The following is a 26,025-nucleotide window of genomic DNA, read 5'->3' on the forward strand; positions in this document are numbered from 1 at the left end:
CTTCGGTCGACTTCTCGAGCCGAACAAGTGCGCCCGCGTAGATCTGTCAAACACAGTGGGCGCACATCGGCCGGAGGCCGGCAGGGATGTCACGGTGCCCCAGGCAGGATTCGAACCTGCGACCCTTCCTTTAGGAGAGGAATGCTCTATCCCCTGAGCTACTGAGGCGGGACCGACGGTGTTGTCGAGGCGACCGCCCGCTGCGGGCTTCTTCCTCGACGTTCGTGCCGGTCACGGTCCGGTGAGCCGCTCGGGGCCGATCGGACCCTTGGAGTCTACGACACGGCGTTCCCGGCGGATCGGCACGGTTTCGGCGGGTCGAGGCCCCCACTTCGGCAGGTCCGGGCCCCACGACGAACCGCCCCGGGCGCGCACCGGCAGCTCCTTACCGTCTTCACAGACCGACTCCGTTAGAGTGACGGCGTGGCAGCGACCCCGGATCCCGACATCACGCCACCCGCGCGCCTGGCCGCGGGGGCGAACGGATCACGGGAGGCGCCCCTCATGGCCGTCGACGATTCCGATGTGCGTCAGATCGGCTGAAATCGAAAACGGCGTTGCGTACCGACCCCCGGAGGAACTGTGAGTCAATCGTCCCGCAAACCGATCGTCGACCCGCGTCAGGCGGAGCGACGACGCTCGATCCTCATCCGGGTCGGCGCCGTCGTGGTGCTGATCGCCGTGGCCGTGGCCGTGGGTTTGTGGGCGGTGATGTCCAACGAGTCGGACACCGGTAGCGGGTCACAGGTGAGTGTCGCCACCGACACGGGCGCATTCCGGGTCACCAAGGCGCCTGCCGGCACCCAGCCCAAGGCCGTCCTCACCGTCATCGAGGACTTCCAGTGCCCGGCCTGCCGGCAATTCGAGGAATCGTTCGGCGCGACCGTCGCCGAGCTCCGCGAGAACCCACAGGTGGCCGTCGACTACCACCCGATCGCGATCCTCGACCACTCCTCGAGCACGCAGTACTCGACGCGCTCGGCGAACGCCTCGGCCTGCGTCGCGGAGTCCACCGCGGGCGGCGGCGACTTCGGGGTGTGGCAGAAATTCCACGATCTGCTCTACCAGCGTCAGCCCGAGGAAGGCGGCGCAGGACTGCCCGACAGCGAGCTCAACAGCATCGCCAAGGAGGCCGGCGCGTCCAACGTCAACTCCTGCATCACCGACGGCCAGTTCAAGGACTGGGTCACCCAGCAGACCCAGGACGTCACGAAGACCGGCGTGAACTCGACACCGACGGTGCGGTTGAACGGCCAGGACCTCCAGCTCACCACCCCGGAGGACCTGAAGGCACGCGTCGAGCAAGCGCTGGCGGGATAACCCGATGACGGACGGGTCGCAACCGGTCGACACCGCGGAAGCCGCCGAGCCGGAAGTCCGGGGCGCACGAGTCGGCCTCGGGACGGTCCCGGCGGTCGTCCTGCTGATCGCCGGCGCACTCGGTCTGCTCGCCGCGTTCACCTTGTCGGTCGAGCGGTACAAGCTCTTCCTGGACCCGTCCTACCGACCCAGTTGCAGCATCAACCCGGTGCTTTCCTGCGGGTCGGTGATGGTGACCGATCAGGCCGCGTTCTTCGGTTTTCCCAACCCGTACATCGGCATTGCCGCCTTCGCGGTGGTCGTGGTCATCGGCGTTCAGTCCATCGCCCGCATCGACCTGCCACGGTGGTTCTGGGCGGGCCTCGCGCTGGGATCCGCGGCTGGCGTCGTGTTCATCCACTATCTGATCTTCCAGAGCCTCTACCGGATTCACGCCCTGTGCCCCTACTGCATGGTCGTCTGGGTGATCACGCCGATCATCCTGATCCTCGCCATCGGGCGGTCCCTCGGCGAGGCACCCTGGGCCCGGGTCGTCCGGTCGTGGCTGTGGCCGCTGCTCGTCGTCTGGTACGCCATCGTGATCGTGGCGATCGGTGTGGAGTTCTGGGACTACTGGTCGACGCTGATCTGATCGCATCGCGGCCCTCCGGCCCGCGATTTGACCGCCGCCGACGGTTCCGACAATCCTCGGATCATGCCGAACCGTGGTCGATCGCGTCCGTCAGGTCGCGACAGGTCGCCCACACCGCCCACGGGTAGCTGGCGCGAACTCTTCGCCCGCGAGCACCGGGCCGCGGTGGCGGTGTTCGCCGGCGGTATCGCCGTGTTCGCCATCAACACCTATCTGACCGCCGCCTCCCTGCCGAGTGCGGTGGCCGACATCGGCGGTCAACGTCTCTACGCGTGGGTGATGACCGTTTTCCTGATCACCTCGGTCTTCTCGTCGATGCTCGTCACCCGCACGCTCACCCGATGGGGTGCACGCAACGCATACCTGATCGCCTTCGCCACCTTCGGTGTCGGCTCCCTCGTCTGCGCGCTGACCCCGACGATGCCGATCATGTTGGGCGGCAGAGCCATCCAGGGATTGGGTGGCGGACTCCTGACCGGGTTGGCGTTCGCGGTCATCCGCCTGGCACTGCCCGAGCGTCTCTGGGTTCGTGCGGTCGGCCTGACCTCCGCGATGTGGGGGGTCGGCAATCTCATCGGGCCCGTCCTCGGCGGCCTCTTCGCCCAGGTCGGGTTCTGGCGGGGGTCGTTCTGGCTTCTGGCGCTGGCCACCGCGATCATCACCGCTCTCGCGCTGCGAGCCCTCCCGGCACGTGCGCGCGACGACCCCGATCCGACGCCCCTCCCCATCGTGTCGCTCATCCTGCTGGTCGGAGCCACCGTCGCGGTCTCGGTGGCCGGCGTGATCGACGGCACCCGGACGGTGAGCATCCTGGTCGCGGTGGCGATCGTGACCGCCCTGGGATTCGTGCTGGCCGACAGACGAAGCCGGGTCGGACTGCTCCCCCGGCTCACCTACACCGCGCGCAACCCGTTGAAATGGATCTACGTCTCGATCGCCGTCCTGGCCATCGGATCGACCTCGGAGGCGTTCATCCCGCTGTTCGGTCAGCAGATCGCCGGGATGGAACCGCTCGTCGCCGGCATGCTCGGCGCTGCGCTGTCCTGGGGTTGGTCCACCGCGCAGATCGCGAGCACGACGTGGGCGCACGGCCGACGGGCAACGGCCGTACGGATCGCCGGTCCCGCTGTCCTGTCCGTCGGTCTCGCGACCTATGGGCTGCTGCAGTTCACGGCGAGCAGTGCGGTGATCGTCGGATGGTTCATCGCGCTGTTCATCGCAGGTACCGGCATCGGCATGGCCTTCCCGCACATCGCGACGGCGGCGATGACCATCACCACGGACGAGAACGAGGCGGCACGCGCCTCGGCGGGCGTGAACACCGTGCAGATGGTTGCGAACACCTTCGGCTCGGCCACCGCCGGACTCCTCGTGAGCATCGGTGCCGCTGTCGGCGCGGCGGGAGACCCCGAGGTCACCTCGGCACGGTTCCTCACCTTCGGGTTCGCCGCGTTGGCGATGGCAGGCGTCGGCGCTGCAGTCGTGTCCGTCCGGCAGTCGCGGCCGACCGACTCCACAGGTCCTACCGACCCGACTGCGGCCACCGGGATCCGCCGTGCCTGATCCGACGGTCAGGGCGTCAGCGGCGGCCCGTCGAAGCGCTCGAGCGTGACGAACTCACCGACCGGCTGACGACGCAACTTGGTGAGCTGACGCACCGGCCGTCCCATCGGGATCACCGCGGCAATCGCGTATGTCCCGGGCAACCCCAACATCTCCCGAACCTGATCCTCGGCCAGCACCGCCATCGAGGTGATGGTGCCGCCGTAGCCTTCCTGACGGGCGCCGAGCAGGATGTTCCACACCAGCGGATAGACCGACGCGCCGCTGACCACGCCCACCCGATCCAGATCCTGATCGATGGCCGCCACCATCGACAGATCCACCGAGACCACCAGCACCACAGGAGCTGTCCGGATGGGTTCGACGAAACTGTCCGGCACCGCGGTCGTATCGATCACGTCCTGTGGGACGGCCGTGGGGTGTACCGGATTCCACGGGCTCTCGCCGGCATTCCGCTGCGCGACATAGCGACGCACCGTCGGCTTCCCCAGCTCGCTCAGCTTCTGCTTCGTGTCGGTGTCGCGCACCACGACGATGTGCGCGCCCTGCCGGTTACCTCCGCTCGGCGCGAACCGCGCGTTGTCGAGGATGCGCCAGAGCACCTCGTCGGGCAACGGGTCGTCGGTGAACTCGCGAGCGGCGAACGTGGCACGCATGACGTCGTTCAACTCCATGGAGCCCACTATGCCCCTCACGGCACCCCGGGAGGACGGCCACCTCAGCCACCGACCGTCGCCGAGACCTTGCGCAGGAGGGTGGCGAGCATCTCCCGTTCGGCCGGGTCGAGGCCCGACAGTGCGTGTTCGTCGTCGGCGAGGCGGCGCGGCAACTCGGCTTCCACGAGAGCCCGGCCGTCGGCGGTCGGTTCCAGCAGGACCACCCGCCCGTCGCGTTCGGATTTACGTCGTTCCAGCAGACCCCGCCGCGAGAGACTCTCGGTGATCTTGGTGATCGACGCGCCGCTGAGCAGGGTCGTCGACACGACATCACTCGCGCGCAGGGGTCGATCCGAGCGCGCCAGCGCGCCGAGCACGTCGTACTCCGATCGGGTGACGCCGTGTGGTTCGAGATGCCGGTCGAGCCGGTGACTGCTGGCGGTCGCGATGTGTTGGATACGGCCGAGCACCCCGATCGGGCCAACGTCGAACTGTGGGTACGCCTGCGCCCATTCCTGCTGGATGCGGTCGACGAGATCGGGCGTGTCCGGGGTGCGGTCGGCCCGCTGCGTTCCCGGCGCTGGTGGGGTGCTCACGTCCACATGGTAGGTCCGCGCGTTTTATTTTACTAATAAAACAGTGCTAAAGTACCTCTCCATGAGCACCGGCACCCTGGGCGACCACGTCCGTCATCGGCAGTCCGCCCTCGTTCATGCCGTGCACCCCTCGGTGTGGCGGTCCTCTGTCTCGACCTTCGACATGAGTCGGGCCGGTGTCGCGGCCCCGATCCGGGTCGGCATCGCGGTCGCCATCGTCCTGGTGGTGAGTGGACTACTCGGATGTCGCGACGTCGCAGGCTTCGCCGCACTGGGGGCAGTGACGTCGGCGTTCTGTCGCCCGGATCCGTACCGCGTGCGGGTGGGGCGCCTCGGCGTGCTGGGCATCGGGATCGTCGCAGCAGTCGGGATCGGCGCAGCCCTCGGATTGACCGATGCGTCGATCACGGTGCAGATCGCAACGATCTCAATCCTGGGAGGCTGCGCGGCACTGCTCGTCGGCACCTTGCGCATGGCCGGACCCGGCGCGATCATCTTCGTCTTCGCGGCCACCGGCTCGATGGGATTTGTCGACAGTGCCTCAGATCTGCGCCGCACCCTGACCGCAACGGTCATCGGCGCCGTCTGTGGCGCGGTGGCCTCCCTGGCGCCGTGGCTCCTGCGAGGCACGTGGTCGCGCATCCGCCCGACGCAGCTGCGCCCTACCACCGACAACACGCCGGTTCAGTACGAATCGCTCTGGACCACCCTGACTCGTCGACCTCGGCACGATCTGGTGGCCAACAGTCTGCGGATCGTCGTGGCGATGGCGGCCAGCGCAGCCATCGCCACGGCCGCCGGACTCTCCCATCCGATGTGGGCCGCGATGGGCGCCATCGCCGCCATGCAGGGCGTGTCGTATCACGTCACCGTTCAGCGGGGAGTGCAGCGGCTGCTCGGCAACGTCGGCGGCGCGATCATCGCCGTCGTGCTACTGGGCCTCGGTATCAACTATTGGGGCGCCGTGGTCGTCATCGTCATCTGTCAGTTGGCGGCGGAGATCACCGCTCCCGTCAACTATGCGGTCGCGTCGGTGGCGGTGACGCCGATGGCCCTGCTCCTGACCGGGCTCAGCGCCGACCTCCCGCCGTCTGCCGCCCTCGACCGGGTGACCGACACGCTGATCGGTGTCGTGATCGGGATTGTGGTCGCCGCTCTGACGATCACGGCGCCCGACGTCGGGCGCCTTCGACAGCCGGCGAAGATCTCGACATGAGCGGAAGGAACGTGACTCATCGCAACGTGAGTCACCCACGCCGAAGAGTTCGATGAACCGCAGCACAGGATGTTCCCCGCCGGCCGTTCAGCCGTTGCCGACCGTTGTCAGTGCCGCTGTGACGGTCTGGCGAAGCAGAGCGCGGCGACGGTCATGCACGTCGCGCGGCTCCTGGGCAGTCGCTGCATAGACATTGCTGACCGGCGACCATGCCATGGACATGGCGATGACCATGGCCATCACGTCGAACGGGTCACCCGGTCGCACGATGCCGGCGGCCTGCGCTTCGGTGATGGCGCGCAGTTTGTGGTCGTCCAAACGGTCGGCGTCGTCGACGAGGTGACCGGCGGGGCGTCGTTCCAGGCGCGCCCAGGTGGCCAAACGGATGAGGTCCGGGCGGCGGAGGTACTCGTCGTAGAGTCGCACGGCCCAGTCCGGGAGGTCGGTGGCATCGATGGGGACAACGTTCGTGATCCGCTCCAGTGACCCGAAAAAAATGGCGTCGAACAGGCCCTGCTTGTTGCCGAAATAGCCATAGAGCTGCGCCTTGTTCGTGTGTGCACCCGCCACGATCCGCTCGATGCGGGCCCCGGCGATCCCGTGCTCCGCGAACTCACGCGTTGCCACCTCGAGGATCCGCTCACGTGTCGCGGCGCCACGGGCGGTGCGAGGCCGGTCGGTCATGGTCATGACGCTAGCAACAGAACAGTTTGTTTATTTCAGACGCTGCTATTCTAAAATAGACCGAACATTCTGTTTATATTGGAGGCGCAGTGAGAACGACGGTGGGATGGCAAGCGGACGAGACCACACGGCGACTGGTGCGGAAGCCGCTGCAGCGGCGAGCCCTGCGCCCCGACGACGTCGCGGTGCGGGTGGACTACTGCGGGGTCTGCCACACCGACCTGCACGCCGTCCGCGACCATCGCGGTGGGGCGGACACCCCCCTCGTACCAGGGCACGAGTTCACCGGCACCGTCACCGAGCTCGGACGCGACGTCACTCGATTCTCCGTCGGCGACCCGGTCGCGGTCGGCAACATCGTCGACTCGTGCGGGGTGTGCGCCATGTGCCGGGCCGGTCAGGAGAATTTCTGCCACGAGTTCCCGACTCTGACCTATGGCGGCACCGACCGTCACGACGGATCGACCACGCTGGGCGGCTACTCCCGCGAATATGTCGTCCGCGACCGATTCGTCTACCAGCTACCGGCAGGTCTCGACCCGGCCGCCACAGCGCCTCTGCTCTGCGCCGGGATCACCGTCTGGGAGCCGCTGCGCAGCCTCGGTGTGGGACCCGGCACGCGCGTGGCCGTGGCCGGCCTGGGCGGGCTGGGCCATCTCGCCGTCAAACTGGCCGTCGCGCTCGGTGCCGAGACCTCCGTGATCAGCCGATCGAAAGACAAAGCCGCCGACGCATCTCGACTCGGCGCCCACGATCTGGTCATCTCCACCGACGCCACCCACATGGCGGCCGCCCAGAATCGGTTCGACGTACTCATCGACACCATCTCCGCTCCCCACGACCTCGGGCCCTACCTCCGTTTGGTCGCCATGGACGGCACGCTCAGTCACCTCGGGTACCTCGGACCGGTCACCGTCCAGACCACCGACCTGCTGGTGGGGCGCAAGAAATTGAGTTCGGCAGGCAGCGGGGGCCGACCCGCGACCGAAGCCATGCTGGAATTCTGCGCCGTCCATGACATCACCGCCGACGTGGAGGTTCTGCCATCGGCGCAAGTGAACAACGCCCTCGACCGGCTGGCACGCAACGACGTCCGCTACCGGTTCGTACTCGACATGTCCGATCTGCCCTGACGCACGCGTCTACGCGTCCGCCGTCAGCGCCCCACGGCCGTGATCCCGTGCGGAGTTCACATTGGTGACGCCTGTTTTCACGCACGTCACACAGGGGAAACGACCCGGGTACGTCCTGCTCATAGCGTCGTATCGCTTGCACCACCACGAAACGTCCTCGATGCACTCCCGACGCCGAGGACGAGGTGACGATCCCAGGAGCGACAATGAGTGGCAGCATGTCCCGCCGTCAAGCCATCGAGGCAGTGACGAACTACTCGGTGGAAACCGATGGATTCCCGGAACCGTTGGCAGACACCTTCGGGCGCAACGTCTTCACTTTGTCTGCGATGAAGGCCCGCCTGCCCAAGCACGTCTTCAAGGCGGTCTCGGCGACCATCGACAAGGGTGCGCCGCTCGACCCCACCATGGCCGACTACGTCGCATCGGCCATGAAGGACTGGGCGATCGAGAAGGGCGCGTCGCACTACGCCCATGTCTTCTATCCGCTCACGGGCTTCACCGCGGAGAAGCACGACTCGTTCCTCGAACCCGACGGCTCGGGAGCCTCCTTGGCCGAGTTCCAGGGCAAGACGCTGCTACAGGGCGAGCCCGACGCCTCGAGCTTCCCCAACGGCGGTCTGCGTGGCACCTTCGAGGCCCGCGGGTACACCGGCTGGGATGTGACCAGCCCGGCCTACATCATGGAGAACCCCAACGGGAATACGCTCTGCATCCCCACGATCTTCATCTCGTGGACCGGTGAGGCGCTGGACAAGAAGACCCCGTTGCTACGCAGCCAGCAGGCGATGAGCAAGCAGGCCATGCGAGTGCTGAAGTTGTTCGGCCACGCCGAGGTCGACACCGTCGTTTCGTACGCCGGCGCCGAGCAGGAGTACTTCCTCATCGACCGTCACTTCTACTTCGCCAGGCCCGACCTGATGACCACGAACCGAACCCTGTTCGGCGACAATCCTTCCAAGGGACAGGAGTTCGACGATCACTACTTCGGGGCCATCCCCGATCGCGTACTGGCCTTCATGATCGAGCTCGACCGGGAGTTGTTCAAACAGGGCATCCCCGCGAAGACTCGCCACAACGAGGTGGCCCCCGGACAATTCGAGCTCGCACCGGTCTTCGAGAAGTCCAACCTCGCCCACGACCACCAGCAGCTGATGATGACGACGATGAAGAACGTCGCGGAGCGGTACGGCATGGTCTGTCTGCTCCACGAGAAGCCGTTCGCCGGGGTCAACGGCTCCGGAAAACACGTCAACTTCTCGCTCGGCAACAACAATCAGGGCAACCTGCTCAACCCGGGCGACACCCCACACGAGAACGAGCAGTTCCTGGTGTTCTGCGCGGCCATCATCCGTGGCGTGCACAAGTTCGGCGGACTGCTCCGCGCGTCCATCGCCTCGGCGTCCAACGATCACCGCCTCGGCGCGAACGAGGCACCGCCGGCCATCATCTCGATCTTCCTCGGCGAGCAGTTGATGGACGTCTTCGACCAGATTGCCAAGGGCGGCGCCAAGGCCAGCAAGGAAACCGGCGTGCTGGAACTCGGCGTCGACACCTTGCCACCACTCAAGGCGGACGCCGGCGACCGCAACCGGACGAGCCCGTTCGCCTTCACCGGCAACCGTTTCGAGTTCCGCGCCCCGGGTTCCAACCAGTCGATCGCCGATCCGATGATCGCCATCAACGCCATGTTGGCCGAATCTCTGGACTACGTCGCGAACTTCCTCGAGAAGGAGCTCGCCGACGGCGTGGAGTTCGATGCCGCGGTACAGAAGGTGCTCGAAGGCATCATCGTCGAGCACGGCAAGGTGGTGTTCAACGGCAACGGCTACTCCGACGAATGGCAGGAGGAGGCGGCGGCGCGAGGCCTGCTCAACCTGCGCACCACCGTCGACGCGATGGCGCAGTACGACGAGCCCGCGATCCAGGAGGTCATGAGCGCGTACGGAATCCTGAGCAATCGTGAGCTGAAGGCACGCAAGGAGGTCGTGCTGGAGCAGTACTCACTCGCGCTCCTGGTGGAAGCCAAGGAGACCCTGGAGATCGCCAAGACGATGATCCTCCCTGCCGCCAACCGCTACCAGGGAGAACTCGCCGGCACCGCGGCCAGTCTGAAGGCCGCCGGCGTCGAGACCGACCACCCGGTCCTGATGTCGGTGACCAAGAGCACCAAGGATCTCTACGCCGCGATGCTGACGCTCGAGGAGGCCATCGGTGGCTTTCACGCCGACAGCGTCGAGGGCGAGGCCGAGTACGCGCTGAAGGCGCTGATCCCCGCGATGGTCGATGTCCGGACCGTCGCGGACAAGCTCGAGAGCATCGTCGCCGACGATCTCTGGCCCCTACCGACCTACCACGAGATGCTCACCATCCTCTGAGCTCGTCGACTTGTGACAGTGCCCGCCGGAACTTCACCGGTGGGCACTGTCGTCTCCCCGCCCGCCGACAGCAACCGGTTTCCCGCCGACGGCAACCCGTTTAGCGCCGACGGCAACCCATTTCGTGCCGACGGCAACCCCGATATCGCGCGAGTGGGAGGCCGTGGAGCGACCATCACGCACAACCATGCCGTCAGGCCGCTCGTTCGCCCAACCGCTACGGTGCTGTCGGCGCTAAACGGGTTGCTGTCGGCGCAGATTCGGTTGCCGTCGGCGGGATCGAGGTTGCTGTCGGCGGGAAATGGGTTGCTGTCGAGATCACCAACGTCGGGCGGAATTACGCGCCGCGCAGGCGATGCAGTGCCGCGCGGCAGGCAGCGCGTCGAGACGCTCCGAGCCGATCGGCTCACCGCAGCTCTCGCAGCGGCCGTAGGTCCCGTGATCGAGGCGGCCGAACGCCGCATCGATCTCCTCGAGCCGCACCCGCGATCTGTCCAGTTGCGCGACGAGTTGTCCGCGCTCGACGGCGAGTGTCGTGCCTTCGGGGTCGTGCTCGTCGTCGGAGCTGGAATCCGCAGTGGCCTCGATGACCGACTCCAATCGGGCCGACAAGGACTCGATGAGCGCCAGCGTGGAGGCACGGTCGGCGCTCAGCGCTGCCCGAGCGCCGTCGGGTTCAGTGACCATCTGGACACCTCACCGTGCCGCCGCGCCGGCACGCAACGACAGCGCGACGACGAGCCTGGTCGCCGGGTCGTCGAGGTCCATTCCGGTGAGCTCCTGCAGCCGACGGATCCGATACCGCAGGGTGTTCGGGTGGATGTGCAAAGTCGTTGCTGCCGAGCGCACATCGCCGAACCGGTCGAGGTACACGCGTAACGACGAGGTGAACTCGCTGCCGGTGCGCTCGTCCGTCTCGGCGAGCTCGACGACCCGGGTGTCCATCAGTTCCGGGTTCGCGGTGAGGTGGGCGACGATCTCGCCGAGGAGAACGCCCGTCTGCGATTCGCCGACCGTGGTCACATCGGCGATCAGCTCTCCTTCGCGTTCGGCGGCGTCGAGGACGCGATCGACCTGGGCGCGCAGCGCAGGCACCGACGCGAGACCATCCTCCGGACCGGCGATCACGGCCCGTAGCGCGACGCCGAACTGGCGTTCCGCCGCCGCGACCACCGATCTCCCCCAGGTGCGGGTCGCGTCGGGATCCACTTGCGGGAGTACGACGTACGCGCGAGATCCGATCGTGGACGTCACCGACAGTGGACTGAACGCGCTCGCGTGCAAGGTGAGTGCCGACACCTCCCCGGCCCCCTGGAGCATCGCGGCCGGGCCCTCGTCGTCGTCTGCCGTGGCGAAACCGGCGACCGTCATCGGGAGGTCGACAGCGATACCGAGCTGCGCGCCGAGGTAATCCGCGTCGACGATCTCCCCCCGCGCACCCAGGAGACGCCGGACCACGTCGTCGTGAGCGGTGCCCGCGGTCTTGCGTCGCGAGATCATCCGTGCGGCAACGGCCGACGCCCCGGCAAGCACCTCGTCGGTGTCGATGGTCAACGCCGTGCGTCCTTGCTGGAGCCATACGACACCGAGGAACTCTTCCGGTCCGTCCGCCGCGGGCCTGCGGATGCCGATGGCGCGCCGGGGGCGCAGCGCCAGATCGGCCCGCTCGTCGACGACGACCACGTCCGTGCCGGTCCGTACCGCGTCCATCACCCCCCACTGCCGCAGCCAGGCGAGCATCTCCGGTGGCCCTTCGCGTCCGAGGATCGAGAGCCGACGCAACTCGTCGGCCTCGTCCCCGGCGCTGCTGTAGGCGAGGACGTGGGACCGCTCGTCCTCGATGCTGACCAGTCCGCCGGTTCGCCGGGCGACCTCGCCCGCCAGTTCGAAGAGATCGCCGATCGCCCCGGATCGCATCGACTCACCTGCCATACCGGAGCCGGGCCCGGGCGCGCCCTCCAGGACGCGCATGACCAGATGATAGATCCGCTCCCAGCGCGCATGGGGATCGATCGCGATGACGGCGACGCCGGTCGTCTCGGCACGTTCGACGACACGCTCGGACGGCGCCTTGCAGAGGATGGCCACCGGCCGGTGTGCGCCGAGACCCGACAGCCACGTGAGCACGGCGTCGTCGGGGACGCCGACGAACAGGAACAGTTCGGCGCCTCGGGCCGCGCGGCCCAGGCCGAGGAGGATGTCGTCGACGTCGAGGAGTGCCGCCGACGACAGACGCTGGTCCAGGCCGCTCGGAGCGCCGACCAGGTTCGCCACCGTGCTGTCGAGGGCGAGGAGCAGTTGACCGAGGGATACGCCCGCAGGTGTGGTCATACGGCCAATTATCGCCCTACACATTGTGTGATCGGACAGGTTCCCGATGACTCGGCGCGAATCGGTCAGCGATGCAACACGGCCGCAAACGCGACCCGGTCGCCACGGTAGAGCGACCGCACCACCTCGATGGGCATCCCGTCGACATCGAGCGAGCGCCGGCGGAGCAGCATCATCGGCATGAGGGTCGTCGTCTCCAGTAGATCGGCCTCCCGTGGGGAAGCCAGCGCGGTCTCGATGCGCTCCTCGGCACTGGCGAACTCGACGCCTTCCGCACGTATTGCGGCGTACAGCGACGTCTGCGGGTCGAAGGTCGCCGCAAAGTCGCCGAATCTCGCTTGGGCGAGATAAGTGCTCTCCAGACCCAGCTTGACGCCGTCCGCCAGCAATACCCGTTCGAGGTGCATCACCGGCGAACCCGGCGCGATACCCAGCGCCTCACACATCGACTCATCACCAACGATGTCCTCGAAGGTCACCAGAATGCGTCCCGGCACCCGTCCGTGTTCCTTCGCCCCCTCGGTGTAGGACCGTAATGACAACGGCTGCACCATTTTCGGCGACGACACCACGGTCCGACGACCTCGCCTCTCGATCCGTCCTTCGACGAGCAGATCCTGCAACGCCTGCCGCACCGTCTCCCGCGCGACCGAGAACTGCTCGGCGAGCGCACGTTCGGGCGGAACGGCGTCACCCTCCTCGAGGGCGGACACCATTCGCTCGAGCTCGGTCCGGACCCGGTAGTACTTGCGGGGTTCGACGGTCACCATGGCACTCCCCTCGACCGCCGCTCGACCGCCGATCGATCGGCAATTCTCCCCGCCAGGATGCCGATTTCGCCGATCTCCATGCCGGGTGCCCCGACAACCTTTGCGGCGTCGTCGTATCGACGCAACCGGACGGCATCGGGCCACCACGGGTGCGTCGTCCACGCAGCATCGACACCCCCCGCTCCGCCCTGGTGCGCCAGCGAATCCACCGAGGTCTCGGAAAGTCCGGCGGCATAGCCGGATTCGGTGTCCGCAAGAAATCGCTTCGCCGCGACGTGCGCCCCGGCCAGCCAGCCCACCCGCGCCCCGAAGCGGGGAGTCAGCCATTCACGGGCGATCCGGTCGTGTGGCTCCGGCCCGGGCAGGAGCGGGCTCCGGCCGACATCGTGGAGAACCGCGGCGAGGACCAGCTCGTCGGACGCGCCGTCGACCCGTGCATGCCATCCGGCCTGCATCGCGTGGTCGAACTCGTCGACGGTCGGCTCATCCCAGACGCCACGCAGGGATCGGAGCACAGCGGTCACCTCAGCAGCGGCCTCGGAGGAAGACGACATGTACCCGAGCATAGCGTTTCTGGTCTAGACCAAAAGTTCACCGAGTGTTTCCACGGAGGATCCTGTTTGGTCTAGACCAAAGATTGCACACTGGTCCGCATGAAGATCATCGTCATCGGCGGCGGAATCCTGGGCACCGCCCACGCCTGGTCGGCGGTCGTTCGCGGGCACCGGGTGGTGCAGATCGAACGCGAACGCGAGGCGCGTGGCGCCACGGTCCGCAACTTCGGTCTCGTGTGGGTCTCCGGGCGCGCACCGGGCGAACTCGCTGCGGCGCAACGGTCCCGCGATCTCTGGGAGAAGATCGGGACCGAGGTACCCGGGATCGGGTTCCGACCGTGTGGGTCACTCACGCTGGTCCGGAGCGCCGCGGAGCTCGCCGTGGCCGAAGACGTGTCCACCCGGCCCGACGCCGCCGATCGCAGCTTCACCCTGCTCGACCCGGAAGCCGTGCGACGGATCAATCCCGCGCTGCGTGGCGACTTCCGCGCCGGGCTGCACTGTTCTCGTGACGGTGCAGTCGAGTCCCGCATCGCGCTACCCGCTCTCCGATCCCATCTGGCCGGTACCGGTCGATACGATTTCGTGCCCGGACGCGAGGTCCGGTCGGTCGAATCGGCAGAGTCCGGCGTGTCGGTGCGCGACGACCACGGCACGACTCATCGTGGCGACGCGGTCATCCACTGTCCGGGCGCGTCACACGGTGGCCTCACCCGTGAACTGCTCGGTTCGGCGCCGCCGGTCCGACGCGTCCGCCTGCAGATGATGCAGACCGCTCCACTCGGCGAGGAACTGACCACCGCCATCGCCGACGCCGACAGTTTCCGGTACTACCCGGGTTTCGCCGGCGACGCACTCGAGGTGCTCACCGCAAACCAATCCCAGGTTCCGGTCGCGGCCGAGCACCACATGCAGTTGCTCTGCGTGCAACGGCTCGACGGCGGTCTGACGATCGGCGACACCCACGAGTACGACGACGACGCCGTGTTCGGATTCGATGTCGACGAGGGGCCTTACGAGCATCTCCGGCAGGTCGTCGAATCCCTGCTCGGACGGCCGCTGCCCGGCATCGCCCGCCGGTGGTCGGGCGTCTATTCACAATGCCTCGACCCGGCCGCGATCGCATTCCGGGAGCAGGTGTCGCCCGGCGTCTGGGTGGTCACCGGTCCCGGCGGCCGTGGGATGACGCTCGGCCCCGCCATCGGCGAGCAGACCGCCGACCTGATGAACCTCTGAGCCCGACTCGAAAGGTATTCCCTTGTCCGACCTGAAGATCCGCCTGGCCGCAGTCGACATGGCAGGCACCACAGTCGCCGACGACGGCCTCGTGCTGGCCGCCTTCGATGCGGCGGCCGAGGCCGCCGGGCTCCCCGCGGAGGGCCCTGGCCACCAACGGGCGCGCCAGTACGTGGTCGACACGATGGGCCAGTCCAAGATCGTCGTCTTCCGCCATCTGGTCGGCGGTGACGAAGTGCGTGCCCAACTCGCCAACACGGCATTCGAGAATGCCTACGCCTCATCGCTTTCCGATGGCGGCGTGCGGGAGATCGGCGGAGCCGCCGACACCATCGAATCGTTGCGTACCGCCGGGATCAAGGTCGCACTGACCACCGGCTTCAGTGCCGAGACACAGCGGCGGCTGCTGACCGCGCTCGGCTGGGTAGACCTCGCGGACCTCGCGGTCGCACCGTCGGCCACCCTCCGCGGCCGCCCGTTCCCGGACATGATCCTGTCCGCGGTGATCGACCTGCGGATCGACGATGTCCGCCAGGTCGCGGTCCTCGGCGACACCGCCAACGACATCACGTGCGGCATCCGAGCAGGCGCCGAGATCGTGGCAGGCGCCCTCACCGGCGCCCACGACGAAACGCGCCTGAACGCGGCCGGCGCCACCCACATCGTCGACTCCGTGAGCCAGTTCGGCGAGCTGCTCACCCATTGATCCAGCCCCGGGACCGCACGCAACGGCGCGTCGGCCCCCGATCACCTCAACCTCATCACCCGAATGAAGGAAACAGCATGCGCCTCTCCGTCTTTCGACGTGGCACCTGGCGTGCCGCGGTTCTCGCCCTGACCACGGCCACCGTCGCCGTCACCGCCGCCTGTGGCGGTACCGGAACCTCCGAGTCCGGCGACAAGAGCATCACCGTTTACACCGCCGACGGGCTCGGAAGCTGGTACAAGACCGAGTTCGACACCTTCCGGCAGCAGACCGGGATCTCGGTCAACATCGTGGAAGCCGGTTCGGGAGAGGTGGTGTCGCGCGTCCAGAAGGAGCAGTCCAATCCGCAGGCAGACCTGCTGGTCACCTTGCCGCCGTTCATCCAGAAGGCGGCGGGCGAGGGCCTACTCGCCGACAGCGGAGTGGACACCACGGCGGTGGACAAGGCCGACAAGGACGCCGGCGGCAAGTATGTCGCCATCGTCGACAACTACCTGTCGTTCATCGCGAATCCGTCGGCGACGCCCGCGCCGAAGACCTGGGACGACCTCCTCGCACCGCGATTCACGGACAAGATCCAGTACTCCACACCCGGCCAAGCCGGTGACGGCACCGCGGTTCTGCTCCTGCTGCAACACCTCATGGGCGATCAGGCCGCCCTCGACTACCTCGCGAAATTGCAGGTCAACAACGTCGGTCCGTCGAGCTCGACCGGTAAGCTCCAGCCCAAGGTCAGCAATGGTGAACTGATGGTCGCCAACGGCGACGTGCAGATGAACCTGGCATCGATCCGCGACGACGGGTCGAAGTTCAACCTGTTCTTCCCCGCCATGCCCGACGGGTCGCGGACCACCGTGTCACTGCCCTACTTCGCGGGCATCACCAAGGGAGCGCCGCACGCCGACAACGCCCAGAAGCTCCTCGAGTTCCTGCTCTCGAAGGACGTCCAACAGACCGTGGGCACCCAGGCGCTCGGTGTCTCGGTGCGCACCGACGTGACGCCGCCGGCTCCCGACGGCACCACCCCGACCCCGTCCGAGGTGATCAAGGGGGTCACCGTGTGGAACCCCGATTGGAACTCGGTACTCACGTCGCTCGATGCCGACGTCTCCGCGTACCAGAAGTCCACCGGGAGTTGAGATGTCCAACCCGTTGACGACCCCGACCGCACGCGCGTCCGTCACTGTCGCCCCGGCGCAGCCGAGCATCGCCTTCGACCGCGTGACCGTCACCTACGGGCGCGGTGAGAAGTCCACCGACGCCCTGCTCGACTTCACCTTGCGGGTCGAGCGCGGTGAGACGATCGCTCTGCTCGGGCCGAGCGGATCGGGTAAGTCGACGGCGCTCAAGGCGCTGGCCGGATTCGTGCGGCCCAGCGCCGGACGGGTCCGGCTGTCGGGCCGGGACGTGACCGATCTGCCACCCGCCAAACGCGGCATCGGTGTCGTGGTGCAGTCATACGCGTTGTTCCCGCATATGCGGGTACGTGACAATGTCGCGTTCGGCCTGAAGGCGCGCCGGATGCCCAAAGCGCGGATCACCGAACGGGTCTCGGACGCCCTCGCGATGGTCAGCATGTCGGATTACGCGTCCCGACTGCCCCGTGAGCTCTCCGGCGGACAACAGCAGCGAGTGGCGATCGCCAGGGCGCTGGCGATCCGGCCCGATGTGCTGCTTCTCGACGAACCGCTCGCCGCACTCGACGCGGCGTTGCGCCAGTCCATGGTGATCGAGCTGCAACGACTGCGGGATGCGCTGCCCGACACGACGATGCTGTACGTGACGCACGACCAGTCCGAGGCGCTGGCGCTCGCGTCCCGGGTTGCGGTGATGCGGGACGCGCAACTCGTCGACATCGGTACCGCGGATGAGTTGTGGTCGCGCCCTCCCAGCAGCTTCACGGCGGCTTTCCTCGGCGGTGCGAACCTCATCGGCTGCACCGTGGGCCGGGTGTCGGGTACCACGGCGCTGGTCTCGGTGGGCGACAAGATGTTCACCGCGAGCGCACCGGCGCCTGCGCGGCGTTGGGCGCCCGGGACCAGTGCATCGCTGTGCATCCGTCCACACGAATTGGAGGTGACCGCCTTGTGGGCCGCCGGCTCACTGGCCGCCCGGGTGACCGGGTCCGTGTGGCGTGGCGCGACGACACGGCTCACGCTCGCCGTCGACGGGCTGCCCGATCAGCTCCTCGAGGCCGATGTGACCGGTCGGGCGGACCATCCGACCGAATCGCGTGTCGGTGTCAGGTTTCCGAGCCCCACCGGCGTGCTGGTGGAGGCCGCGGGGACGGCACGATGAGCACGAGTCATGTTCTGGCGCGGACGCCGCCGATCGAACAGGCTGATCTGCAGCCGAATACGTCTCCGAACCGGTGGCGTCCGGCGGCCTGGGTCGCGCCGCCCCTGCTGATCGTCCTCCTGATCGCGGTCTACCCGCTGGTCCGTGTGCTGACCGAGTCGGCAGGCGGCACCGGTCAGAGCACCTGGCGAGCCGTGCTGAGCAGTGAGATCTTCCGACGCGCACTCGCGACGACGGCACAGATCGCGGTCTGCTCGACCGTCGGTTGCCTCATACTCGGCACGTTCCTCGCGATCGTGCTGGCCTTCGTTCCCTTCCCGGGTTCCACCGTCGTGGCGCGCCTGATCGACACGGTGCTCGCGCTGCCGTCGTTTCTCATCACGCTCGCGTTCACGTTTCTGTACGGGAGTGCGGGTGCGGTGAATGCGGCCATCTTCGAGGTCACGGGGAACCGGCCGTTGAATTTCCTCGCGACGCCGGCCGGGGTCATCGCCGCCGAGATCACCTTCTTCACACCGTTCGTCGTCCGCCCGTTGCTCGCGTCGTTCACCGTGATGTCGAGGGATCAGCTCGATGTCGCCGCCAGCCTGGGCGCGTCGCCGTGGCGTGTGCTGCGCACCGTGGTCATGCCCGAGGCGGTGCCCTCGCTGCTGGCCGGCGGCAGCCTGGTATTGCTGTTGACGCTCAACGAGTTCGGCATCGTGCTGTTCACCGGCGCGAAAGATGTGGTGACGCTGCCGATGCTCGTGTACACACGCGGAATCGTCTCCTTCGACCTACCCGGAGCTGCCGTGATCGCGACCGTGCAGGTGCTCCTGTCTCTGATCCTCTACGGCGCGTACCGGCTCGTGTTCGCGCGGATGACGACGAGCCGGCGAGGAGACCACTGATGTTGTTCTGGACTCGACGGGGCCGGGCGGTGGTGTGGACGTTGTTCGCCGTGGTGGTCCTGGTGGTGTTCGTCGCGCCGATCGCCACCGTCGTGGTGGCCGGTTTCGCGGGATCCTGGACGGGACCGCTGCCGTCGGATCTCGGCCTCGCACACTTCGGCGACGCACTATCCGGCGACAACGTCGCCAGTCTGTCGGTGAGCCTGCAGACCGCGTTCATCGCCGGCACGCTGGCGCTGATCCTGGGTACGTGGGCCGCGATCGCGGCGCGCGAGGCAAGCGGGCCGGTCGGCAGGGTCGTGGACGCGGTGTTCCACCTGCCGATCGCGGTACCGTCGGTCGCCATCGGCCTCGGGTTACTGATCAGTTTCAACGAGAAGCCGCTGCTGCTCGGCGGGACGAAGTGGATCGTGATCGTCGCCCACACGGTGTTGGTGCTGGCGTTCGCCTTCAGCGCCGTCTCGGCCGCCCTGGAGCGACTCGATCCGGCGTATCGACAGGCCGCGGAATCGCTCGGGGCAGGACCGTTTCGGGTCATGACGAGGGTGACGCTGCCACTCCTGTTACCCGCCCTGGGCGCGGCGGCGGGCCTGGCGGTGGCCTTGTCGATGGGTGAGTTGGGCGCAACGGTGATGGTCTACCCGGCGACCTGGAAGACCCTCCCGGTGACGATCTTCGGTCTGTCCGACCGTGGTCAGGTGTTCTCCGCGGCGGCCTGCACGTCGGTGCTGCTTGCAGCGACGCTGATCTCGTTGGCGCTGCTCGGCAGACTCAGGTCCCGGGCCGTGGTGCGATGACCGCGTTGTCCTGATCGACAAAGGCCGCCGTATTCGATTTGCCGATCGGACATATCGTCCCGGGTTCTGGGGTGCTGAACTGCTGGTATGGATGCCATCACCACACCCCCGCGCCCGTCGAACGAGCCGGTCCACACCTATGCACCCGGAACACCCGAGCGGACCCGGATCACCGACGAGCTCACCCGGCAGTCCTCGGCGGGACCGATGGAGCTCCCGCATGTCATCGGCGGCTACGAGCTGCATGGCAGCGGCGAGCGCATCGATGTGGTCCAGCCGCACGCACATCGAGAGGTGTTGGGCACCATCTGCAATGCGACCCACGACGACGGTGAGGCGGCAGTCACCGCGGCACGGACGGCCGCGCCCGCGTGGGCGGCGACCTCCTTCGACGATCGCGCGGCCGTCCTCCTGCGTGCCGCCGACCTGCTGAGCGGCCCGTGGCGGGAGCGGATGGCCGCTGCGACCATGCTCGGTCAGTCGAAATCGGTGCAGCAGGCCGAGATAGACGCGCCGTGCGAACTCATCGACTTCTGGCGGTTCAACGTCTCGTTCGCCCGGGAGATACTCGCAGAGCAACCGATCTCCTCGCCGGGGGTGTGGAATCGGATCGACCATCGCGCGCTGGATGGATTCGTCTACGCCATCACCCCGTTCAACTTCACCGCGATCGCCGGAAACCTGCCGACCGCCCCGATGCTGATGGGCGACACAGTCATCTGGAAGCCGTCACCAACACAGGCCTACGCCGCCCACCTGACAATGCAATTGCTCAGGGCCGCAGGACTTCCGGACGGTGTGATCAACCTGGTTCACGGCGATGGTGTCGAGTTGTCCGAAGTGGTGCTCGCCGATGAACATCTCGCGGGTATCCACTTCACCGGTTCGACGAGAACGTTCCAGCACCTGTGGCGTGAGGTGGGTGCGAATATCGACCGGTACCGGAACTATCCGCGAATCGTCGGCGAGACCGGTGGCAAGGACTTCATCGTGGCGCATGCGTCGGCCGATCCCGATGTCCTGCGCACCGCGCTGATCCGCGGCGCGTTCGAGTACCAGGGCCAGAAGTGTTCGGCCGCGTCCCGCGCGTACATCGCACGGTCGGTGTGGGAGCGCATGGGCGACGACTTCCTTGCGGAGGCAGATCAGCTGTCCTACGGGGACATCCGCGATCTGGGGAACTTCGGCGGGGCACTGATCGACCGCCGCGCCTACGACAAGAATGTCGCCGCGATTGACCGCGCCAAGACCGTCCCGACCATGACGGTGGCCGTCGGCGGTGAGTGCGACGACAGTGAGGGATTTTTCGTCCGCCCGACAGTGCTGCTGTCCGACGACCCCTACGACGAGGCGTTCTCCACCGAGTATTTCGGACCCGTGCTGTCGGTCCATGTCTACGAGGACGACGACTTCGAACACACCCTGGGGCTGGTGGATTCGACCGCGAGATATGCCCTGACCGGCGCGGTGATCGCCACCGACCTGGCCGCTGTCGCGACCGCGTCCGATCTGCTGCGCCAGGCGGCCGGCAACTTCTACGTCAACGACAAGCCCACCGGCGCCGTCGTGGGGCAGCAACCGTTCGGCGGCGCGCGCGCATCAGGCACCAACGACAAGGCGGGCTCGAAGGCCAATCTGATGCGCTGGACCTCCACCCGGACCATCAAGGAGACCTTCGTGCCGCCCACCGCATCCGCGTACCCCCACATGACGGCATCCCAGCCCGTCGAGTAGCCACACCCCTACCGCCGGTCGAGTAGCCACGAACGAAGTGAGTGGCGTATCGAGACCAGCGCACCCGCCCCGCACCGAGGAGACCCGATGAGCAAGTTCTTCGACACCACGATGCGACCGATGATCACCGCCGTCGCGGCGAGCGAGCGCATCAAGGAGACGTCGCAACGGCTGACCGTCACCAGACGTGTCGTCGAGCGATTCGTCCCCGGCGAAACCGAGGAGGACGTGTTGGCGGCGATCCGCGACTCGCTGGGCAACGGGTTGTCGGTCACCATCGACCACCTCGGTGAGGACACCAGCGACGACGCGCAGGCCGCACGGACCGTCGACGCATATCTCTCACTCCTGGAAGAGATGTCGAGGATGTCGCCGCCGACTCCCAATGCGCTGGAGGTATCGGTGAAACTCACCGCCCTCGGCCAGATGCTGCCGCGACACGGGCGCAAGATCGCCGAAGAGAATGTTCACACCATCTGCGCAGCAGCCGAGGCCGCCGGCGTCCTCGTGACGGTCGACGCCGAGGATCACGCGACCGTCGACGGGCGACTCGACATCGTGCGGACCGTGCGTCGCGATTTGCCCTCCCTCGGCACCGTACTCCAGGCCTACCTGCGCCGCACCGAGGACGATTGTCGCGAGTTCGCCGAATCCGGTGCACGAATCCGACTGTGCAAGGGTGCATATGCGGAGCCGCCCACGGTGGCGTTCGCCGACCGCACCCAGATCGACGAGGCGTTCCTACGCTGCCTGCGGATCCTGATGAAAGGCAACGGACACCCGATGGTGGCCAGCCACGATCCGATGATGATCGGCGCCGCGCACGAACTGGCGGCGGAGTTCGGGCGGGCCCCGGACTCCTGGGAGCACCAGATGTTGTACGGCATCCGCACCGACGAGCAGCTGCGGCTCGCCGGAGATGGGCATCGTGTGCGCGTCTATATCCCCTACGGCCGGGAGTGGTATGGCTACTTCGTCCGGCGCCTCGCCGAGAGGCCTGCCAACGTCACCTTCTTTCTCCGGGCGCTCGCGGACCGACGCCATCCGGTCACAGCGGCTGAGCCCGCCTGACCTGATCGGCCGCTCGCGAGGCATCGAGTTCGACGTCGCATCTGATCACCGCCGGTCCGACGCGGAGGACACCCGACGACAACGGCTGGGCACGTAACCCACCACGGCCGATGAGCGCCTTACGGACGCCCTCACCCGCCATCGAGTCCATCCACGAGCACGGATGAGCGGGACGGCCGCCACGGAAGACGATGCCGCCGTCACCGGTGTCGATCTCGAACTCACGACCACGGAGCGGATCGAGTTCGAGGCCGCGGACGACGATGTTGCGTCGCCCGACCGCCGGATCAACGTCACCGGCAGCCGCCCGCCACGCCTCGAGCGCCAAGAAGGTGATCGAGGCCTCGGTGTGCGCCCGGACCCCGAAGAACCGGTCACCGCGAATCCCCTTGTCCGCCACGATGTCCACTCGATCCGGAGCGGCGGTTTCCACCTCGTCGGCGGGGCCGTCCTTGGGCCTGCCGAAGTAGGCGTGCCGCGGCGACACCAGCAATGAGACGATCTCGAACCGATACTCCATACCGCCACCGTATGCGTCGCGAACTCGTCTCCGCATTCATAAAGACCATGTCTCAGTGGAGTCAGATTGGGTATTGGCGCATGTCAAACATGGTCGATAGCCTGATGAGAACGCCCGTTGGCAGCGCTGCTCGACAAAGGACCACCATGCTCGTCGCACCCACCACTCTGGTCGCGGCCACCTCGTCGGAAGACCTCGCGGCCGCGCGGAAACAGGCACAGTCGTGGCGATCGCCAGAGATCGGGATCGCCGACCGCGACCTCACCGACGCCGCGCTCGCAGACCTGGTCGCCGCCGCGACGTCAACCGCCGACGACTCCTTCGCCCGCGCGGTGTCCGCGATCCGATCGGCACGTGCCGGCGAGTTCCCGGCCATCCCACACGTCGACGCAGCCGCCGAGATCTTCCGGAGTTTTCTGCGTGACGACCTCATCGACGGCTGGCTGTACGTCCGTGAATCCGACGGCTATCTGCATCCGTATCTGGTCATGGACCTCACGCTGGAACACGGCGACCGCACGCACGGGCCCCGGATCAAGTTCACCATGGAGGCCGACAACGCCACCGTGAAGCGGCCGTCACGCAAACCGCGGGTGCTGTACTTCGAGGAGACGGAGATCGTCGGCAAACTGCCGGGCGATGTCCTGGTCGCCGGTGGCGCGTACAAGGAGACGGTGGAACTCAAGGCCGAATACCAAGTGCGCCGCGACCGGTACCAGGAGATCATCGACGACGGATTCGGGCAGCAATTCACCTTCACCGGCCGCGCGATCCGGACCGACGATTACCGTTCGCCCAACAAACGCGAGAACCGGAAGGTTGTCCACGACGTGGCGCCCAGCGAGATCGCGGCGTTGCGAATGGTCGCAGCCTCGGTCCTGTTCGAGGGCGGCGATTATGGCTCGGTGCCGGTCATCACGGCGGTCCGCGTCTTCGACCTGGGCGCGCAGGATTTTCTGGATGTGAACACCGGGGACCTCTCCGAGTACACTTACGACGCCGATCTCCAGGACAAGCTGGTCCTCCCCGATGATCAGCGCGAACTGCTGAATATCCTCACCACGGACATCTCCGTCTTCACCGGCGACATCATCGACGGGAAGTCCGCAGGCAACGTGATCTTGGCGATGGGGCGGCCCGGAGTGGGCAAGACCCTGACCGCCGAGGTGTACGCGGAGGTCACCGGCCGACCGTTGTACTCGATCCACTCCGGATCCCTGGGTGTGACAGCCGAACTCGTGCGCAAGAACCTCGAGGTGATCTTCGACCGTGCGAAACGGTGGGACGCCGTACTCCTCCTCGACGAGGCCGACGTCTTCGTGATGGAGCGTGGGCTCGACCTCGCCCAGAACGCCATCGTCGCCGAGTTCCTGCGCACGCTGGAGTATTTCGACGGACTGCTGTTCCTGACGACCAACCGGATCGACGGAGTCGACGAGGCCATCCATGCCCGGTGCGCGGCGGTCATCGAATACCGGCCACCCGGCCCCAAGGATGCACGACAGGTCTGGCAGATCCTCGCAGCCGGAAACGACGTCACCCTGGACGAAGGACTGCTCGACGATCTCGTCGGCGGTTTCCCCGACATCACTCCGCGCGACATCAAGATGCTGCTGCGACTGGCGCTGCGGATGGCGGCGCACCGCGGGGTGGAGCTCGACGCCTCGGTTTTCGCCAGTAGCGCGACATTCCGTGGACTGCACTATATCCCGCCGTCGGGTCGGTGATCTCGATACGCCTCCTCGCTACGCTCGTCGGCTACTCGATCAGCAGGACGCAACCCATCCCGCCGAACGAAGTGAGTGGCACCACCCGCCGAACGAAGCGAGCCGTAACACCCGCTGATCGAGTAGCCACGAACGAAGCGAGCCGTAACACCCGCTGATCGAGTAGCCACGAACGAAGTGAGTGGCGTATCGAGATCACTCCCCCGGCACCCTCGACCAACGGGGTTCGACGAGAGTACTTTCCAAGGATGGAGTACGGCGCACACCTGCCGCTGATCGACCTCGACGGTCGCGGTTGGGATGCGCGTCGACTGTCGTCGTACGCCCGGACCGCGCAGCGGCTGGGGTACGCCACCGTGGCCGCCAACGATCATCTCGCCTTTCGGCGACCATGGCTGGACGGGATCGTTGCGCTGGCGTCGGTCGTCGACGCGAGCGGCGATCTCGACCTCGCGACAACGGTTGCGCTGCCAGTGGTTCGCGGGCCTGCTGCACTCGCCAAAGCGGCTGCAGCGCTGGACATCCTCTCCGACGGCCGATTCGTACTCGGCGTGGGGGCAGGGTCCTCGGCAGCCGACTACGCACTCTCCTGCGTCGACTTCGATGAGCGGTGGCCACGGTTCGAGGAAGCTGTCCGGCTGCTGCGGTCACAACTCGGTCGCGACGACGGCCCGTCGTCACGTGGCCGCTTCTACCCGGACCCGACACCATTGGCACCACAGCCGAAACGTGCGGGTAGACCACCGGTGTGGATCGCGAGCTGGGGATCGCCCGCCGGCCTCCGTCGCGTCGCCCGCCTGGGCGATGGCTGGCTGGCGTCGGCCTACAACACGACGCCGGACCACCTCGCCCTCGGCCGGGAAGTACTGCGCGCGAGCCGCACCGACAGCTCTGACCGCGACCTGTCCTGCGTGGTCGCCACGATGTGGACCCAGGTGACGCACGGCAAGCGCGAACGGTCCGAGTGGCTCGCTCGACTCGCGGCGCTCCTCGGCCGAGACGAGCGGGACCTCGCGGGCAGGGTACTCATCGGATCGTCGGAGCACTGCGCCGCTCTGCTGCGGGAGTACCGCGACGCGGGGGCCGATCAGGTCCTCGTCTGGCCGCTCGCCGATCACGAACGTCAACTCGAACTCCTTGCGCAGGAGGTCATCCCGCTGGTGACAGGAGGCAATTCACCGCCGGTCCGGTAGCGAGGAACGGAGTGAGCGGGG

The 26,025-nt window shown here is 67.0% G+C and carries 24 protein-coding genes and 1 tRNA gene; 16 read left to right on the forward strand and 9 right to left on the reverse strand.

Going from position 1 to position 26,025, the window contains the following annotated elements; genetic code table 11:
* Nucleotides 1-95 precede the first annotated feature (95 nt).
* Nucleotides 96-168: transfer RNA gene (locus ACPXCG_RS02680), tRNA-Arg, on the reverse strand.
* A gap of 414 nt (nt 169-582) precedes the next feature.
* Between ACPXCG_RS02680 and ACPXCG_RS02685 the strand changes: the two genes are divergently transcribed.
* The 3 genes from ACPXCG_RS02685 (at nt 583) to ACPXCG_RS02695 (ending at nt 3,514) form a co-directional block, all read left to right on the forward strand.
* Entirely contained in the window at nt 583-1,320 is a 738-nt protein-coding gene (locus tag ACPXCG_RS02685; protein WP_425788824.1) for a DsbA family protein, read from the forward strand.
* Nucleotides 1,321-1,324: 4 nt separating this feature from the next.
* Nucleotides 1,325-1,951 carry a vitamin K epoxide reductase family protein gene (locus ACPXCG_RS02690; RefSeq protein ID WP_425788826.1) on the forward strand — a complete coding sequence of 209 codons (627 nt, stop codon included), beginning with the start codon at nt 1,325-1,327 and terminating at the stop codon, nt 1,949-1,951.
* 63 nt (nt 1,952-2,014) lie between these two features.
* Nucleotides 2,015-3,514, forward strand: coding sequence for an MFS transporter (locus ACPXCG_RS02695; RefSeq protein ID WP_425788828.1), 1,500 nt, complete (start codon nt 2,015-2,017; stop codon nt 3,512-3,514).
* Nucleotides 3,515-3,522: 8 nt separating this feature from the next.
* Here the strand turns inward: ACPXCG_RS02695 and ACPXCG_RS02700 are convergent, their stop codons facing one another.
* Both ACPXCG_RS02700 and ACPXCG_RS02705 read right to left on the reverse strand, forming a co-directional pair.
* Nucleotides 3,523-4,188, reverse strand: coding sequence for a nitroreductase family protein (locus ACPXCG_RS02700; RefSeq protein ID WP_425788830.1), 666 nt, complete (start codon nt 4,186-4,188; stop codon nt 3,523-3,525).
* Nucleotides 4,189-4,232: 44 nt separating this feature from the next.
* Nucleotides 4,233-4,766, reverse strand: coding sequence for a MarR family winged helix-turn-helix transcriptional regulator (locus ACPXCG_RS02705; protein WP_425788832.1), 534 nt, complete (start codon nt 4,764-4,766; stop codon nt 4,233-4,235).
* A gap of 61 nt (nt 4,767-4,827) precedes the next feature.
* Between ACPXCG_RS02705 and ACPXCG_RS02710 the strand changes: the two genes are divergently transcribed.
* The gene (locus tag ACPXCG_RS02710) at nt 4,828-5,982 is read left to right on the forward strand and encodes an FUSC family protein (RefSeq protein ID WP_425788834.1); all 1,155 of its coding nucleotides are present in this window, start codon (nt 4,828-4,830) and stop codon (nt 5,980-5,982) included.
* An 87-nt stretch (nt 5,983-6,069) separates the two neighbouring features.
* Here the strand turns inward: ACPXCG_RS02710 and ACPXCG_RS02715 are convergent, their stop codons facing one another.
* Nucleotides 6,070-6,666: a TetR family transcriptional regulator gene (locus tag ACPXCG_RS02715; RefSeq protein ID WP_425788835.1), complete on the reverse strand. Its 597-nt coding sequence runs from the start codon at nt 6,664-6,666 to the stop codon at nt 6,070-6,072.
* A 101-nt stretch (nt 6,667-6,767) separates the two neighbouring features.
* Here ACPXCG_RS02715 and ACPXCG_RS02720 point away from each other — a divergent pair, with 101 nt between their 5' ends.
* On the forward strand, nt 6,768-7,799 hold the full coding sequence (locus ACPXCG_RS02720; RefSeq protein WP_425788837.1) for an NAD(P)-dependent alcohol dehydrogenase: 1,032 nt from the start codon (nt 6,768-6,770) through the stop codon (nt 7,797-7,799).
* Between the two features lie 206 nt (nt 7,800-8,005).
* Nucleotides 8,006-10,177, forward strand: coding sequence for a glutamine synthetase III (locus ACPXCG_RS02725; protein ID WP_425788839.1), 2,172 nt, complete (start codon nt 8,006-8,008; stop codon nt 10,175-10,177).
* Between the two features lie 318 nt (nt 10,178-10,495).
* On the opposite strand, the gene ACPXCG_RS02730 is transcribed toward ACPXCG_RS02725, so the two are convergent.
* The 4 genes from ACPXCG_RS02730 to ACPXCG_RS02745 all read right to left on the reverse strand — a co-directional run bounded on the left by ACPXCG_RS02730 (nt 10,496) and on the right by ACPXCG_RS02745 (nt 13,832).
* Complete coding sequence (locus ACPXCG_RS02730) at nt 10,496-10,864, reverse strand: TraR/DksA family transcriptional regulator (RefSeq protein WP_425788841.1); 369 nt, start codon at nt 10,862-10,864, stop codon at nt 10,496-10,498.
* Nucleotides 10,865-10,873: 9 nt separating this feature from the next.
* Nucleotides 10,874-12,508 carry a PucR family transcriptional regulator gene (locus ACPXCG_RS02735; RefSeq protein WP_425788843.1) on the reverse strand — a complete coding sequence of 545 codons (1,635 nt, stop codon included), beginning with the start codon at nt 12,506-12,508 and terminating at the stop codon, nt 10,874-10,876.
* A 65-nt stretch (nt 12,509-12,573) separates the two neighbouring features.
* Nucleotides 12,574-13,278 (reverse strand): GntR family transcriptional regulator, encoded by a 705-nt coding sequence (locus ACPXCG_RS02740; protein WP_425788845.1) that lies wholly within the window; start codon nt 13,276-13,278, stop codon nt 12,574-12,576.
* Entirely contained in the window at nt 13,272-13,832 is a 561-nt protein-coding gene (locus ACPXCG_RS02745; protein WP_425788847.1) for an HD family phosphohydrolase, read from the reverse strand. Before ACPXCG_RS02745 ends, ACPXCG_RS02740 begins: the two co-directional genes overlap by 7 nt.
* A 99-nt stretch (nt 13,833-13,931) precedes the next feature.
* On the opposite strand from ACPXCG_RS02745, the gene ACPXCG_RS02750 reads away from it, so the two are divergent.
* From ACPXCG_RS02750 to ACPXCG_RS02785, 8 genes are all read left to right on the forward strand, one after another.
* Nucleotides 13,932-15,068: a TIGR03364 family FAD-dependent oxidoreductase gene (locus ACPXCG_RS02750; protein ID WP_425788849.1), complete on the forward strand. Its 1,137-nt coding sequence runs from the start codon at nt 13,932-13,934 to the stop codon at nt 15,066-15,068.
* Between the two features lie 22 nt (nt 15,069-15,090).
* Nucleotides 15,091-15,774, forward strand: coding sequence for a phosphonatase-like hydrolase (locus ACPXCG_RS02755; protein WP_425788851.1), 684 nt, complete (start codon nt 15,091-15,093; stop codon nt 15,772-15,774).
* A gap of 77 nt (nt 15,775-15,851) precedes the next feature.
* Nucleotides 15,852-16,913, forward strand: a complete 1,062-nt coding sequence (locus ACPXCG_RS02760) for a 2-aminoethylphosphonate ABC transporter substrate-binding protein (protein ID WP_425788853.1) — start codon at nt 15,852-15,854, stop codon at nt 16,911-16,913.
* 1 nt (nt 16,914) lies between these two features.
* Nucleotides 16,915-18,072 carry an ABC transporter ATP-binding protein gene (locus ACPXCG_RS02765; RefSeq protein ID WP_425788855.1) on the forward strand — a complete coding sequence of 386 codons (1,158 nt, stop codon included), beginning with the start codon at nt 16,915-16,917 and terminating at the stop codon, nt 18,070-18,072.
* Entirely contained in the window at nt 18,069-18,962 is an 894-nt protein-coding gene (locus ACPXCG_RS02770; RefSeq protein WP_425788857.1) for a 2-aminoethylphosphonate ABC transporter permease subunit, read from the forward strand. Before ACPXCG_RS02765 ends, ACPXCG_RS02770 begins: the two co-directional genes overlap by 4 nt.
* Entirely contained in the window at nt 18,962-19,759 is a 798-nt protein-coding gene (locus ACPXCG_RS02775; protein WP_425788859.1) for an ABC transporter permease, read from the forward strand. The genes ACPXCG_RS02770 and ACPXCG_RS02775 overlap by 1 nt, the downstream gene beginning before the upstream one ends.
* An 87-nt stretch (nt 19,760-19,846) precedes the next feature.
* Entirely contained in the window at nt 19,847-21,493 is a 1,647-nt protein-coding gene (gene pruA / locus ACPXCG_RS02780) for an L-glutamate gamma-semialdehyde dehydrogenase (protein ID WP_425788861.1), read from the forward strand.
* 87 nt (nt 21,494-21,580) lie between these two features.
* Nucleotides 21,581-22,564, forward strand: coding sequence for a proline dehydrogenase family protein (locus ACPXCG_RS02785; RefSeq protein WP_425788863.1), 984 nt, complete (start codon nt 21,581-21,583; stop codon nt 22,562-22,564).
* Here the strand turns inward: ACPXCG_RS02785 and ACPXCG_RS02790 are convergent.
* The gene (locus ACPXCG_RS02790) at nt 22,542-23,084 is read right to left on the reverse strand and encodes a molybdenum cofactor biosysynthesis protein (RefSeq protein WP_425788865.1); all 543 of its coding nucleotides are present in this window, start codon (nt 23,082-23,084) and stop codon (nt 22,542-22,544) included. The two genes, ACPXCG_RS02785 and ACPXCG_RS02790, sit on opposite strands and share 23 nt — an antisense overlap.
* 146 nt (nt 23,085-23,230) lie before the next feature.
* Between ACPXCG_RS02790 and ACPXCG_RS02795 the strand changes: the two genes are divergently transcribed.
* Both ACPXCG_RS02795 and ACPXCG_RS02800 read left to right on the forward strand, forming a co-directional pair.
* Complete coding sequence (locus ACPXCG_RS02795) at nt 23,231-24,811, forward strand: AAA family ATPase (RefSeq protein WP_425788868.1); 1,581 nt, start codon at nt 23,231-23,233, stop codon at nt 24,809-24,811.
* A gap of 248 nt (nt 24,812-25,059) precedes the next feature.
* A complete protein-coding gene (locus tag ACPXCG_RS02800; RefSeq protein WP_425788870.1) occupies nt 25,060-26,004 on the forward strand; it encodes an LLM class flavin-dependent oxidoreductase in 945 nt (314 codons plus the stop codon).
* The last annotated feature ends 21 nt before the right edge of the window (nt 26,005-26,025 follow it).

Source organism: Gordonia sp. DT218, from assembly GCF_049847105.1.
In the GTDB taxonomy this organism is placed as follows: Bacteria; Actinomycetota; Actinomycetes; order Mycobacteriales; family Mycobacteriaceae; genus Gordonia.